Raw genomic sequence first — 14056 nt, forward strand, 5'->3', positions numbered from 1 at the left:
GGTGTTTTTAGTTGTTTTCAATTACGGATTTTACGCGCTCGTTATATAACTCTCCTTTGTGTGTAATGCAGGTCCCTTTTACAATGTCATCGTCGAAATTGAGGTTCAGTGTTCCCCCTTCACCGATGATAAGCTTAAGAAAGTTAAATACATTTTTGCCAAACATACGACTGGCATCGAGCGGGGTTTTTGCCGGGTAATTCGATTGCCCGATAATTGTTTTCCCCTGGAAAGTAACCGTTTTATTGTTTTCTGTTAATTCGCAATTGCCGCCGGTAGAGGCTGCTAAATCGATGATAACAGAACCCTCTTTCATCTTTTCTACTGTGTCTTTTGCAACCAGTAGCGGGGCTTTTCTTCCCGGTATTTGTGCGGTACAAATAATAACATTTGATTTTATGGCCTGCGCATCAATGGCTTCCTGTTGCTTCTTTTTATACTCTTCTGTTTGTTCAACGGCATAACCTCCGGCTGCTTTGTCTTCGGTAGCGCCCTCTACTTCAACAAATTTTCCACCCAAACTTTGTACTTCTTCTTTTACCGCAGAGCGAACGTCAAAAACATACACCTGCGCACCCAGTTTCCGGGCTGTAGCAATGGCCTGAAGACCGGCTACCCCGGCGCCAAGTATTAGTACGTTTGCCGGGCGAATGGTGCCGGCCGCTGTCATAAACATGGGGAAAAAAGTAGGTAGTTCTAATGCAGCTTCGAGAACGGCTTTGTAACCTGCGACGGTAGCCATTGACGACAGAATATCCATGGCCTGCGCCCTTGTACTACGCGGAATAGAATCGAGGCTGAATGTGGTGATTTTCTTTTCCCTGAATTGCTTTACAAGGTCGGTTTCCCAAAGGGGATTAAAGGCGCTAATCCAGACTTGAGAATCCTTAATGTTATTCACATCTTCTTCTGAAGGAGGCTGAATTTGCAGCAATACTTCGGCCTTGTCAAAAACCTCTTTTCTCGAAACAATTTTTGCTCCCGCTTCCCTGTATGCTTCATCAGGGGCAAATGCCGTTTCGCCAGCCGATTGCTCTACAAAAATTTCGACTTTTTGTTCAATCAGGTTCTGGACTATCTCCGGCAACAAAGCTACGCGTGTTTCGTCGCCGTGTTCTTTTAATAAACCAAGAATCATAAATAATTTGATTTAGATAATTTTTCCTCACAAAACTAATAAAATTGTTTTACCGTTAACGTTAACGGTAAATAATTTTTAAATTTTCTTTCGAACACCAAGATCAGGTACAATACTTGGTTACCATTTCCAGCAAATTCTCTCTGGAGAAAGGTTTGGTGAGGTAATCGTTGCAACCGGCATTAAATGCTTTTTCTTTGTCGCCGGAAAGGGCACAGGCTGTTTGAGCAATAACTACTACCTCCGGATTTACTTTCTTTATTTCCCTGGTGGCCTGAAATCCGTTCATCTCAGGCATTTTAATATCCATCAAAATTAAATCGATATCGGGATGTTCGGAAAACAACCGCACTGCCTCCTCTCCATTTTCAGCAAAAAACAGCTTTTTGCATTTTCCGTCGAGTAATTCGGATAGATAAACCTTCCCCGAAAAATCGTCTTCTGCCACCAGAATAGTCAATTTGTTCAGAACTGAATTCCCGGCTTCCGGTTCGTGAACTGAATTTGTATGTTCCAATTCTGTTTTATCATTCATTTGTGGTATCGTAAAAAAGAACTGGGTGCCTTTTGATTTTTCCGACTGAAGCCATATCTCACCTCCAAGCATGCCAATATAGGCTTTTGCAATTGACAGGCCAAGGCCGGCACCTTCGTACAGTTTTGAGATGCTTAAATCGGCTTGGACAAAGCGTTCGAAAACGACTTTTTGCTGTTCTTTATCGATACCAATTCCCGTATCTTTTACAAAGAATTCCATTTCGTCATCCTGCATGCGGTAACCGAAAGCGACACTTCCTTCGTGCGTATATTTGATGGCATTTTTTATCAGGTTAACAAAAACTTTGTTTAACTTTTCCTGGTCGGTTTTTATAAAAGCGTTGCTAAAAGTTGTTCCTTTTTCCTGAGTAAGGATTAGTCCTTTTTTATCTGCATCAGCCTTAAAAAAGTTATACAGATAGTCAATCAGAACATTTACGTTTACTTCGGTAGTTTGAATGTCAAGCGTGCCCGACTCAATTCTGGAAATTTCAATCAGGTCGTTGATGGTGTTGAGCATTCGCTCGCCGCTTTTTTGTATAATTCTGATGTATTCTTTTTGCTCTTTCCCTGAAAGTTTTGGTTCTTTCAGCAATTCGGTAAAACCTAAAATACCATTCATCGGCGTGCGAATTTCGTGGCTCATATTGGCTAAAAAAGCTGATTTCAGCCTGTCGCTTTCTTCGGCTTTTTCTTTGGCTTTTACCAGGTTGTCAATCATGTTTTTCTTTTCGGTAACGTCTTCTCTCACTGATATAAAATGAGTGATTTCGCCGTTAGAATTAAGCATCGGCGAAATGGAAACATCAGCCCAGTACATTTCTCCCGATTTATTTCTGTTCATCATTTCGCCATGCCACTCTTTGCCCGATTTTATGGTTGTCCACAAGTCGTTATAAAATTCGTTGGTGTGTTTTCCCGACTTAAGTATGCGAGGTGTTTTTCCGATTGCCTCTTCGTATAAATAACCCGAAATTTTTGTAAATGCTTTGTTTACGTATTCAATTGTACCTTCAGGGTTTGTTATTATTGTTGCAACAGGGCTTTGCTCAACCGAACGGCTTAAAAGTTTTAACTGATCTTCAATTTCAATGCGATCGGTAATATCACGAACGACAGAAAGAATTGCTTTTTCTCCGCGGTATTTTATGAGACTGGAAACAACCTCTACGGGAATATTTTTCCCGGCTTTCGTAGTATGAACCGTCTGAAAAAACTGTACTTTCCCATTTAAAACAGCATCTGCTATTTTTGCCATCGCTTCGTTAGTCAGATTGCTGTTGACACCCCAAGGTCCTTTTTGAGAAAGCTCTTCACGAGTGTATCCCAGAATTTCAACGGCAGTGTTGTTAACATCCAGCAGCTTTCCGTTGGGCTGAAAAATCCAAACTGTTTCACTCATTCCGTTTATTAAATCGCGGTATTCTTCGAGGCTTGACTGGAGCTGTTGCTGCATCCTTACTTTTTCTATCCGCGTACGGCTTTTTTCTATTGTTTCAGCAACGGCAAACGGAAGCCGTTTAATCTGCTCTTTAATAACGTAGTCGTTGGCGCCGGCCTTCATACAGGACACTGCAGTTTCTTCATTCATGGACCCGGTGAGTACAACAAATGGCAAAAAAGGGGAATGAGCCCGGGTAATTTTCAGCGCAGACATTCCGTCGAAGGAAGGCATGGAGTAATCGGAAACAACAATGTCAGGGTTAAAATCAGCAAGTTCTTTTCTGAAATCACTTTCTGAATCGACCAGCCGGTAAGTAAATTTGATGCCCTCTTTTTGTATCTCTCGCCGGGCCATTTCTGCATCTGTGGGGAGGTCCTCCACAAATAAAATTTTTATGGGCTGATTTTTTTTGTACATCGCAGTGTGATTTTATCTCCCATGTTATTACAAAGATATAAAATTGGATGAACTATTAACGTTCCTCAAAATCGATAAAACATTAGTTTTCATACATCTGTCTTGAATTTCAAATGTGTCAGGTTTAAAAAATCTGTTTTGTTAAAACTTTATTTGGGCTGTTCGTTTAGTAATAACCAATAGTATCCCAGTTCACGAACAGCTTCTACAAATTTGTTAAAATCAACAGGTTTTACAATGTAACTGTTTACACCCAGCCGGTAACTTTCAATTAAATCGGCCTCTTCTTTGGAGGATGTTAAAATAACAACCGGAATAATCTGGGTTTGCGGGTTTTGCTTAAGTTCCTTAAGTACTTCCAACCCGCCTACTTTGGGCAGTTTTAAATCGAGCAGGATAATTTTAGGGCGGACCGTTTTTTTTCTTTCCTGGAACCGGCCTTTTGAAAATATAAAATCGAGCGCCTTTTCGCCGTCATCCAAAACCATTACACTGTTGGCCAGTTTATTCTTTTTTAGCGCCCTGAGCGTCATTTCTGCATCATTCGGATTATCTTCAACAATCAAAATATCTACTTCCTCATAATTTTCCATTCCGTTAGATTTAAAAATTTGACGTATAGAAAAATGTTTTTATGTCTTTTCTTTTGCTACAACAAAATAAGTTAAATTATGACAAAAATATAGCGCCAAAAGTTTGTTTTTATTTCTGACAAACAATTATTTATCAGGCAGCGAAAAGAAAAAAACTGCCCCTTTATCAACTTCAGACTCGGCCCAGATTCTGCCTTCGTGCCTGACGACAATACGCTGAACGATGGCCAGTCCTACTCCCGTGCCTTTAAATTCGCTGCTTTTGTGCAGCCGTTGGAAAACGCCAAACAATTTATTTTCGTATTTCGAATCAAAGCCGGCGCCTTTATCTTTGATGTAATAAATAACTTCGTTGTTGCTTTTTTCTGCGCCTATTTCAATTTTTTTCTCTGCCGATTTCGAACTGTATTTTAATGCATTGCTAATTAGGTTTTGCCATACCTGTTTTATTAGGCTGTAATCGCAAACTGCATCGGGAATTTCGTTTAGGCAAAACTCAAACTGTTTTTTCTCTTTTTCGTTTGCCGTTTCATTGTAAATAGATTTTACAATGCTGGCCATATTTACTTCAGAAAGGTTTAAACTGGCACGCGAAACTCTCGACAGGTTCAACATATCAGAAATCAGTTGATCCATTTTTGTGGCGTTTTCGCGAATTGTGTTAATAAACCGCTTCCCTTCGTCATCCAGCAGCTTTGCATAATCTTCGAGCAAAAAGTTGGAATATCCGTTAATAGCACGCAGCGGAGCCCTCAAATCATGCGAAACTGAGTAGGCAAATGCTTCCAGCTCTTTGTTGGAAAACTCCAGTTTCTTCCGTTCCTTTTTCAATTCAACAGTAATGTTACTCAGGTCTTCAACCATAAACAGCATGGCTTTTTGGCTTTTATCGAGTTTTACTACTTTCTCTTGCAACTCTTTGGTTCGGAGCGCAACTTTTGCTTCCAGTTCGTTTTTCAGTTTCAACAATTCCATTTCTCCTTTTTTCCTTTCTGATATGTCCCAGAAAGCAACAACAGCACCGGTTACCTTTTCATCTTCAATAATAGGATAAGAAAAATATTCGGTGGAAAAACTGGTTCCGTCTGTTCGCCAAAATACTTCGTCGCTGTTGTGAATTTTTTCGCCGTTTTTAAATGTTTTGAAAATATTGCAACTCTCTGCCGGATAGGGAGAACCGTCGGCTCTGGTATGGTGAATAAGATTGTGAATGTTTTTTCCGACTACCTGATTTCTATTTTCGAACCCGAGTATTTGCAATGCAGATTTGTTTATCAGTGAGCAGTTGCCATCCTGATCAATCCCATAAATTCCCTCGGCAGTTGAGTTAAGCAAAAGCCGAATTCGGGCTTCGCTTTCTTTTAGCTGGGATTGATGAATGTGAAGTGCGTTCAACGTTTGTTTATGCTCCCAAATTTCCTGTTGCAGGCTGTTGGTTCTTCTTTTTACTTCGCGACGAAGAAAAATAATCCACAGCAATATGAGAACGATGCTGACAGGAAGAAGTATTATCAGTATTATTTTTATAATTTGACCGGTTGAAACTTGCTTTGTTTCGGAAGGGCCAAACCATTTCAGCCTGATTTCTTCAAAAGTATCGTTGGCGATTACTATTGAAAGCCCTTCGTTTAACCTGCTCAGTAAAGGTTCATTTCCTTTTTGTACCGCAAAGCAATAATCTTGTCGGAACCGTGGAAGACGGAAATCAAGCGGTTTAATCGTTTTAATTTTCATCTGTTTCAGCAACTGAATTCCCGTAATTTTCTGAACAATAATTGCGTCGTAATATCCTTCCGCGAGTCGGGTGAAAGCCTCTTCGAAAGTATTGGTGGTGTAAATTTTATCGGTAATGTTTTCGCGCCTAATGAATTCTTCCGCGTTGTCTCCTTTCATCACCACAATTTCTTTCCCGTGCAAGTCTTCCATCGAATGAATTTTGGAGTCCTTTTCCCTGACAAAAACGGCTCCGTGGAAAAAGAGATAGGGGAGAGAGAAATCAAAAACTTCTTCACGTTCGGGGGCGTTCGGCCAACAAATGGTAAGGCATCTATTTTTCCTGCAGCAAGGTCGTTTTTTATCAACTCCCAAATGCCCACTTTTACTTTCACATTTAGGCCTGTTGCTTTGGCTGCCGCCAAAAAAAGTTCTATAGCAAATCCATCAGCATTGCCGTTTTTATCCACTATGCAGTATGGCGGATAGTCAGGTTCTGAAGCAATGGTAATGGTGTCGATATTGAAATAGCCGGCATTACTTGGAGCATTTGACGCATTTCCGAAAGTCGATACGTAAATCAATAAAAAAGAACAAAGGGAAAAAAACGGCGTTGCGGCATTTTGCCACCGGTCCTTTTTTAAGCGGTTAGGGTTTTGCGAAAGAAAAATCTCGTTAACCGACATCATAACAGAAACTGTTTTATAAGTTATACTTTAATCTGTGTCAGGGGTTCTATTTTTTTAATGTTTCAATTTCACTGCGCAGTTCTTTTATTCTGAATTCTCTTTCGATGGTTGCCTTCTGAAACTTTTCCAGTTCGGCAACCCGTTGTTTTAATTCCTGCGTTTTTTGTTCTACTTGGTATTGGAGATTGTCTTTTAATTTTCTCAGCTCTTCATCTGCTTTTTTATGCTCAGTAATATCGCGTGCAACGGCAAACATGATGTTCTCTTCGGGGTAGGGAAAAGTATTCCACGAAAACCACCTGTAGCTTCCGTCTTTGCTAATGTACCTGTTCTCGAAACGATACGCCGCATGCCCGTCCATTATTTCGGCACTTATGTTATCTGAATTTACGATATCGTCGGGGTGTATAAATTTGTTCCAAGGATTCGACAATAATTCTTCGTTGCTCCAGCCAAGAGTTCTTTCCCATGCAGGATTCAGTACTTTGAAGTACCCATCAAAGCCAGCAATTGCCATCATATCAATGGAATGCTCAAAAATACGGTCGCTGCTTTTTCGTTTTTCCTCTATCAGCTTTCGTTCTGTAATATCTCGTATTATAAGGCTTGACCTTTGTTCTCCTTTACTGGTCCAGAAAACAGCAGTGGTAATTTCTGCCGGAAAAAGAGTCCCGTCTTTTCTGTAAAATGTAAGTTCGCCTTTGGCTTTTCCGTATTTATTACGTTCTCCAATTAATTTGGGCAAATTAGGGTCGTCCAAATTAACCAGACCTTCTTTCCCTGCGTTACAAATTTCTTCCTCCGTCATTTGAAACATTTCACAAGCCGCGCGGTTGGCAGAGATAGCACGATCGTCGGGAAGTGTTACCATAACGGCATCCACGCTGTTGTCTAATACCAGGCGATATTTTTCTTCACTGTCCTTTAATTTATTTTCGTATTTAATTCGTTTTTCAATCTCTTCGGTCAGATCTTCAATAAGGTTTAACGATGCATTTCTCGTTTTTTTTAGTTCTTCAACTTTATCCTCAATTTCGTTCAGCCGTTGTTTGGCTACTTCTTCCAGCGTTTGCTTCTCTTTTGTAAGTTTTTCTTCCAAGGTAAGACGGTGTAATAATACAGCTAACATCTGACAAGCATTTTCCACCAGAGTTCCGTCTTCGCCTGAAAGGGAATTTTGATTGCCCGGATAAATTATACCGAAATAGTTTTTTGCGGTTTTTAGTTCAAATCCGGCTTTTACATTGGTCGATGAACTTTCGGAGAAAAAAAATTGTATTCCGAAGCTTTCATTCAACCCATCAATGAATACGCGTAAAATTTCTTCTTTGTCGCTGAGCTTAGATAGGTTAAACATCAGTGAGAAAAGATCATGGGATCGATTTTTATTCATAAGTTAATATGTTTCTACATCAATTAAATACTCATTTTCCGGAGTTAGGTGCCAAACCGGACTCCTTACGCTTTTTCGTTGTCATCTTCTTGTATTTTATATTTCGGAAGAAAACCGGCAATTGTGCATAGTTCGTTTATTTCCTTTTTTAATTCTATCATTTTGTTTTCCCTTCCGACCATTAATTTGTTGAACCTTTCCAGTTCACCAACTTTTTCTTTTAGCTCTGTCTCTGCTTTTTTTCGTTCATTTACATCCCGCATCACTCCCTGAAATCCTGTTGGTGTGCCATTTTTATCTCTGATTAGGGAAATATTCATTTCAACCCATATTTTTGAACCGTCTGCTTTGTAACGTTCTACTTCGAATTGCCTTGACCTTTTTTTATCTGCGGTATTAGTTTTTACACTTTCTATTTCTTCATCCAGAATTGCCATTATTTTTTTTATGGATTCCGGCGGATACTTTTCTTCTGTCGTTTTTTTCAGATGAACGGCTGCTGGTTCACCCATCATTTTTTCGATTGACGGGCTAACGTAAGTCATTTGAAAATTCAAATCAGAAGACCAGACGACATCTGAAATATTTTCTGTTAAATGGCGATACTTCATTTCGCTTTCGGCAACCTCTTTTTCCATTGTTTTTCGCCGCGTTATGTCTTCAATGTATCCTTCCAGAAAAATCAAATCTCCTTCGGCATCGTAAACCCCGGAACCTCTTTCCCAAATCCATATTGTTTTGTTGGATGCAGTAATTATTTGATACTCTCCTTCGAACGTTGAGTTGTTTTTTAATGCAGTTTCCCAGCCACTAAAGACTTCCTCCTGAAATTCTGGCTTAATAATGGAATTGAATGAAATTTTTTTATTGTTGATAAAATCCTTAGGAAAATAACCTGTTATTTTTTTGCACTGGTCACTCATGTACATCATGGTCCACTCTTTATCGTTTTTGCACCTGTAAACAAATCCCGGAAGATTGTCAACCATAGACGATAATTGCCTTTCTCGTTCCCTGAGTTTTTCCTGTGCTTTCACTTGAGATGTAATCACTTCCGAATAAACAATAAGTCCACCAATGGATTGATCTGATTCAAACCAGGGACGGCATTCCCATTTTATCCACTCAAGTGAACCGTCGCCGCGGAAAAAAGGATCGCGGTCGGCTTTCAAAACTTCGCCCTTTAACACCTGCTGATGCACATCCCGCCATTTCTGAGGCAGATCCGGAAAAACTTCATAATGATGCTTACCAATAATATCTTCTTCTTTTAAGTTGTACTGTTTGTAGTATTGCTTGCTTACATATACGTAATTCATATCTCGATCGTGAACTGCAACCGCACTGTTCATATTTTCGATGATATATCGCATCAGTTCGTGAGAATATTTTAACTGCTCTTCGGCTTTTTTCCTTGTTGTGATATTCCTCCCCACACCAACGATCTCTTTTACATTTCCCTTTTCATCTAAAATTGCCGTGCTAACCCAGGCCAGCCATTTCCAGCCGTCTTTGGTCATTGCACGTTGTTCCAGATAACTGTTGTGAGGTGGATGAAAAAGCTCTTTTATTGCCATCTGTGTAGAAGCTCGGTCATCTTCGTGCACAAGCGGCAGAAAAGCTTTGTTAAGTAATTCGTCTTCGGTTTTTCCAAACATTTTACAATAAGACGGACTAACAAAAAGAAGTCTGCCCTCCGCATCAACTTTTACCAGTAAATCTGTTTGGTTTTTCACCAGAAGCCGGTACTTCTCTTCATTTTCAGCAAGGTTTTTTTGGATCTCCTTCGATTTAGTTATATCTGTGTGTGTGCCAATAAACCGAAGCGGGTTACCTTGTTTATCGCGAGCTACAATTTTCCCCCGATCCAAAATCCATTTGAAAGAACCGTCTTTACATCTGAGCCGGTGTTCATTTCTGTATTCGTCGGTTTCTCCCCGTATATACTTTTTTATGTCTTCTTCAGCTTGTTTTAAATCTTCGGGATGAACCCTGCTTTCCCACTCCGAAACTTCATTTTTGATTTCATCAGGTTTGTGCCCCAACTGCCGTTTCCACTGATCTGAGAAATAAATTTCGTTGGTTTTTAAATTCCAGTCCCAAACCCCGTCACCTGCGCCTTCGAGTGCAAAATGCCACCGCTCGTCACTTTCCCTGAGCTGTTCCTTTAATGCCTCCTCTTCGGTAATGTCCCTGAAAAACAACACCACGCCCAGCATTTTTCCGTCTCTGTTTTTAATGGGCGAACCGGAATTTGTTACCAGGTGCTCTTCTCCGTCTTTTGAAATCAGTTTAACGTGGGGTGATTCATCAAGTGTCTGGCCAGTTTTAATGATTCTTTTTGCCGGGTTTTCTATCGGATTATCGGTAATTGCGTCTTTTATGGTGCAGGCTTCATCAATCTGTTTATTCCGAATATCGTCATATTTCCAGCCGGTCAGGATTTCTGCCGCGGGGTTTAGGTTTGTTATCTGACCAACATTGTTGGTTGTTATTACCGCATCGCCGAGCGAGTTAAGTGTGGTACGCAGGTTTTCTTCTTTTTTTACACACTCTTGTCGCATCAGTTCCCGTTCGCAAAAATGACCGATTTTATTTGCCACAGAATCAATCAGGTTACGCTCGTGCTTCGAGAAAGGCCCTTCGTCAATTTTAGCCATTTTTTCGAGGTAACAAACTTCCACAAAACCCTCTTTTTTATCGTTTACGGTAATTTCTGAAGAGAGGTGCCACCGGGTTCGTTTAAAATTTGAAGTTTTAAATTCGTTGTCTTTGTAAACAATGCGGGCGCAGGTAATTTCAGAATTTTGAAATGTCTGGGGAAGTTCGTTGGTCAGCGATTGTAAAAAATTTTCCGCGGTGAGAGTATCCTGGGTAACCAGATTCAGCATATGATAAAACAGAGATAATTCTCTGGTTCGTTTTTCCAATTCAGCTGTTTTGTGAAGCACGTCGGGCTTCGCACCCTCTGTCTTGTTGTTATGTTGGGTAGGGTTTAGAATCGTTTTATCCCCTGTAAAAGCGGAAGCAATTTTCCGGAAAAATTTATCCAGAATCCTACTCTTTTTTTGTTTTTCGGTTGAATTCATGGGCATAAATTTATTCTTGGTGAAAAAGGACTAAGCAACAAACACGCGTAAACCGTATTAAAAATAGAAAAGAAAAAGCAAATAAACAAAGTAATGTCACTCTATTTCAGTAAGATTGAAGCTCTAACTGTATTACGTAGCAGCAACGAAAATAGTTTCTGCTGATAAGAAATCTTTCGTTAAGTTGCATCGATTGGTAGGAGGGCGTTCGTCGGAATCGTTTATTTAAACGCGCAATAACCCGCGGAATCCGCGAGCACTGTAATAAGATTCGGCTCCGTTATGGTAGGTAAACACATTTTTGTAACGCCGGTCTCCAAAAATAGCGCCGCCAAGCTTTCTTATACCTGCCGGAGTTTTAAGCCAACTGGATGTTTTTGTGTCGAATTCTCCCAGTTGTTGTAATTCACGGTATTGCTGTTCGGTTAGAATTTCTATTCCCATTTCCGATGCCATGGAAACAGCGCTACTGCGAGGCTTATTCGTTTTTCTGGATTCCAGCGCTTCAGAATCGTAGCAGACACTCCTTCGGTTTTTGGGGCTTTCTTTGGAGCAGTCGAAAAACAGGAACTCTTCTGTTTTATTATCATACCCAATCACATCGGGTTCGCCGCCGGTCTGTTCCATTTTATTGAGCGACCACAGTTTCTCCGGATTTGCTGTCAATTTAGCTTCTACTGCTTCCCAATCGCAATTTTCATGACGCTTCGTATTTGCTTCGAAACGAGCTTTTAAAAGATGAATGAGCTCCCGTTGTTGGTCTGGTAACAATACGTTTTTATTTCCTGTTGACATAATGTGCTGATTAAATGCGATTCGGCTTTAATTTCTGACAAAAGGTGTAGTTATTCCTGCTCCACTCCTTTTAGCGAGAGCTGAATGCGTTTTCGTGGAATATCCACTTCTTTGACCCTTACTTTTATGTGTTCGTGCAATTTCACTATTTCGTTTGGATCGGAGACGAAGCGATCTGCTAATTCGGAAATATGCACAAGTCCCGACTGTTTTACCCCGACATCTACAAAAGCCCCGAACTTTGTAATGTTGTTTACAATTCCCGGCAAAATCATTCCCTCCTTCAAATCTTCAATCGAGAAAATTCCTTCGGCAAATTCAAATACTTTTATGGGTTTTCTGGGGTCGCGCCCGGGTTTTAGCAGCTCGCTTTTTATATCGTTTAATGTGGGAAGCCCCACTTCCGGAGTTACATATCGGGGCAGATCAATTTTTGACACCAGCTCCTCGTTACGAATTAAATCTTTTACCTCACATTTTAAGCTGGCTGCCATTTGTTTTACAATGTGATAGGATTCGGGGTGAACCGCTGAGTTGTCAAGCGGATTTTCCGGCTCGGGAATTCGCAAAAAACCGGCAGATTGCTCAAATGCTTTTGGCCCCATGCGCGGAACTTTTTTCAATTCTTCGCGTGAATTGAAAAGGCCATTTTCTTTTCTGTAATCCACAATATTTTGTGCCAGTTGCGGCCCCAGCCCCGAAATGTAGGTGAGCAGGTGCTGGCTTGCGGTGTTGAGGTTTACACCCACCGCATTCACACTTAGTTCTACTACTGAATCCAGACTGTTTTTTAGCTTTTTCTGGTCAACATCGTGCTGGTACTGTCCAACTCCAATGCTTTTCGGATCAATTTTCACCAGTTCTGCCAACGGATCCATCAGGCGCCGTCCGATTGAAATGGCGCCGCGCACAGTTACATCATATTGCGGAAATTCCTGCCGGGCAACAGAGGATGCCGAATAAACAGATGCGCCGTCTTCGCTCACCACGTAAACCCTGATTTCACGATTGTAACGCAGTTTCTTTACAAAAGCTTCGGTTTCGCGGCCGGCAGTCCCGTTGCCAATTGCAACAGCTTCAATCTGGTACATTTCAACCATTGATGTAAGCTTTTTGGCTGCCATTTTTTTGTCTTCCTGTGGTTTGTGCGGGTAAATTGTTTCGTTGTGCAAAAGATTTCCCTGTTCATCCAGGCAAACAACTTTGCACCCTGTGCGGTACCCCGGGTCAATTGCAAGCGTTCGTTTTTGGCCGAGTGGGGGAGCAAGCAGCAGTTGCTTCAGGTTTTCTGCAAAAACACCAATTGCTTCGTTGTCGGCTTTTTCTTTTGAAAGAGCAGCAAACTCGGTTTCAATAGAAGGTTCTATTAATCTTTTGTAACTATCTTTTACAGCCAGTTCTACCTGTTCCGAACAAGCAGTGTTTCCTTTTACAAAAAAACGAGCCAGGTTATTCAGCGGATTATCTTCGTCGGGTTTTACCGAGACACGCAAAAAACCCTCTTTTTCTGCCCGGCGCATGGCCAGCAGACGGTGGGACGGGCATTTTTTCAGCGGCTCACTCCAATCGAAATAATCGCGGTATTTGGCAGCTTCCTCTTCTTTGTCTTTAACAATTTTTGATTTTATAACGGCATTTCTGTCGAATTCGCGACGGACAATACTTCGTGCTTTTTCATTCTCGCTAATCCACTCGGCAATAATATCCCGCGCTCCCGATAATGCTTCGTCAACAGAAGGAACTTCATCGTTTAAAAATGAGGCTGCCCTCGATTCAACGTCGCGCTCAAACTGCTTCATTACAATTTTTGCCAGAGGTTCCAGACCTTTTTCCCGGGCAATGGTTGCTTTTGTTCGCCTTTTTGGTTTGTAAGGCATGTAAATGTCTTCCAGCTCCACAGCATCGTAGCAATTCTCAATTCTTGCTTTCAGCTCAGGGGTAAGCGCCTCCTGCTCTTCAATAGTTTTTAAAATAGTTTCCCTGCGTTTTTCAAGCTCACTGAACTTTTCGCCCAGTTCTTTTACCTGGAGCACCTGAACTTCGTCGAGACTCCCGGTGCGTTCTTTTCGGTAACGCGAAATAAAAGGAACCGTAGCGCCTTCTTTGAGAAGTTCGAGGGTGTTTTTTATCTGTATGTTTTTTATACCCAGTTGGCGGGCTATAATTTCAATTATCTGTGGATTCATTTAAATTCTATTTAACAGAAACAAAGGTAGAAAGATATTTTTTGCGAGAGGGCATGTTAAAG

The 14056-nt window shown here is 40.9% G+C and carries 9 protein-coding genes; all 9 read right to left on the reverse strand.

Going from position 1 to position 14056, the window contains the following annotated elements; translation table 11 throughout:
- Positions 1-7 precede the first annotated feature (7 nt).
- A complete protein-coding gene (locus BUB08_RS00480; RefSeq protein WP_072997956.1) occupies positions 8-1138 on the reverse strand; it encodes a Re/Si-specific NAD(P)(+) transhydrogenase subunit alpha in 1131 nt (376 codons plus the stop codon).
- 103 nt (positions 1139-1241) lie between these two features.
- Positions 1242-3536 carry a PAS domain S-box protein gene (locus BUB08_RS00485; protein WP_072997959.1) on the reverse strand — a complete coding sequence of 765 codons (2295 nt, stop codon included), beginning with the start codon at positions 3534-3536 and terminating at the stop codon, positions 1242-1244.
- Between the two features lie 149 nt (positions 3537-3685).
- Positions 3686-4129: a response regulator gene (locus tag BUB08_RS00490; RefSeq protein ID WP_072997960.1), complete on the reverse strand. Its 444-nt coding sequence runs from the start codon at positions 4127-4129 to the stop codon at positions 3686-3688.
- Positions 4130-4255: 126 nt separating this feature from the next.
- Complete coding sequence (locus BUB08_RS20730; protein WP_139249562.1) at positions 4256-6055, reverse strand: ATP-binding protein; 1800 nt, start codon at positions 6053-6055, stop codon at positions 4256-4258.
- Positions 6022-6531, reverse strand: coding sequence for a transporter substrate-binding domain-containing protein (locus tag BUB08_RS20570; RefSeq protein ID WP_072997963.1), 510 nt, complete (start codon positions 6529-6531; stop codon positions 6022-6024). Before BUB08_RS20570 ends, BUB08_RS20730 begins: the two co-directional genes overlap by 34 nt.
- Positions 6532-6577: 46 nt before the next feature.
- The gene (locus BUB08_RS00505) at positions 6578-7924 is read right to left on the reverse strand and encodes a PAS domain-containing protein (RefSeq protein WP_083570484.1); all 1347 of its coding nucleotides are present in this window, start codon (positions 7922-7924) and stop codon (positions 6578-6580) included.
- A 65-nt stretch (positions 7925-7989) separates the two neighbouring features.
- Entirely contained in the window at positions 7990-11013 is a 3024-nt protein-coding gene (locus BUB08_RS00510; protein ID WP_072997966.1) for a PAS domain S-box protein, read from the reverse strand.
- Positions 11014-11238: 225 nt separating this feature from the next.
- On the reverse strand, positions 11239-11808 hold the full coding sequence (locus tag BUB08_RS00515) for a DUF4256 domain-containing protein (RefSeq protein ID WP_072997968.1): 570 nt from the start codon (positions 11806-11808) through the stop codon (positions 11239-11241).
- Between the two features lie 50 nt (positions 11809-11858).
- The gene (locus BUB08_RS00520; protein WP_072997969.1) at positions 11859-13994 is read right to left on the reverse strand and encodes a Tex family protein; all 2136 of its coding nucleotides are present in this window, start codon (positions 13992-13994) and stop codon (positions 11859-11861) included.
- Positions 13995-14056: the final 62 nt, after the last annotated feature.

The organism is Mariniphaga anaerophila (assembly GCF_900129025.1).
Taxonomy (GTDB): domain Bacteria; phylum Bacteroidota; class Bacteroidia; order Bacteroidales; family Prolixibacteraceae; genus Mariniphaga; species Mariniphaga anaerophila.

Bases quoted from the DNA above. Each gene is read 5' to 3' on its own strand.
- BUB08_RS00480 (WP_072997956.1), bottom strand. From the start codon at position 1,138: ATGATTCTTGGTTTATTAAAAGAACACGGCGACGAAACACGCGTAGCT.
- BUB08_RS00485 (WP_072997959.1), bottom strand. From the start codon at position 3,536: ATGTACAAAAAAAATCAGCCCATAAAAATTTTATTTGTGGAGGACCTC.
- BUB08_RS00490 (WP_072997960.1), bottom strand. From the start codon at position 4,129: ATGGAAAATTATGAGGAAGTAGATATTTTGATTGTTGAAGATAATCCG.
- BUB08_RS20730 (WP_139249562.1), bottom strand. From the start codon at position 6,055: ATGGAAGACTTGCACGGGAAAGAAATTGTGGTGATGAAAGGAGACAAC.
- BUB08_RS20570 (WP_072997963.1), bottom strand. From the start codon at position 6,531: ATGATGTCGGTTAACGAGATTTTTCTTTCGCAAAACCCTAACCGCTTA.
- BUB08_RS00505 (WP_083570484.1), bottom strand. From the start codon at position 7,924: ATGAATAAAAATCGATCCCATGATCTTTTCTCACTGATGTTTAACCTA.
- BUB08_RS00510 (WP_072997966.1), bottom strand. From the start codon at position 11,013: ATGAATTCAACCGAAAAACAAAAAAAGAGTAGGATTCTGGATAAATTT.
- BUB08_RS00515 (WP_072997968.1), bottom strand. From the start codon at position 11,808: ATGTCAACAGGAAATAAAAACGTATTGTTACCAGACCAACAACGGGAG.
- BUB08_RS00520 (WP_072997969.1), bottom strand. From the start codon at position 13,994: ATGAATCCACAGATAATTGAAATTATAGCCCGCCAACTGGGTATAAAA.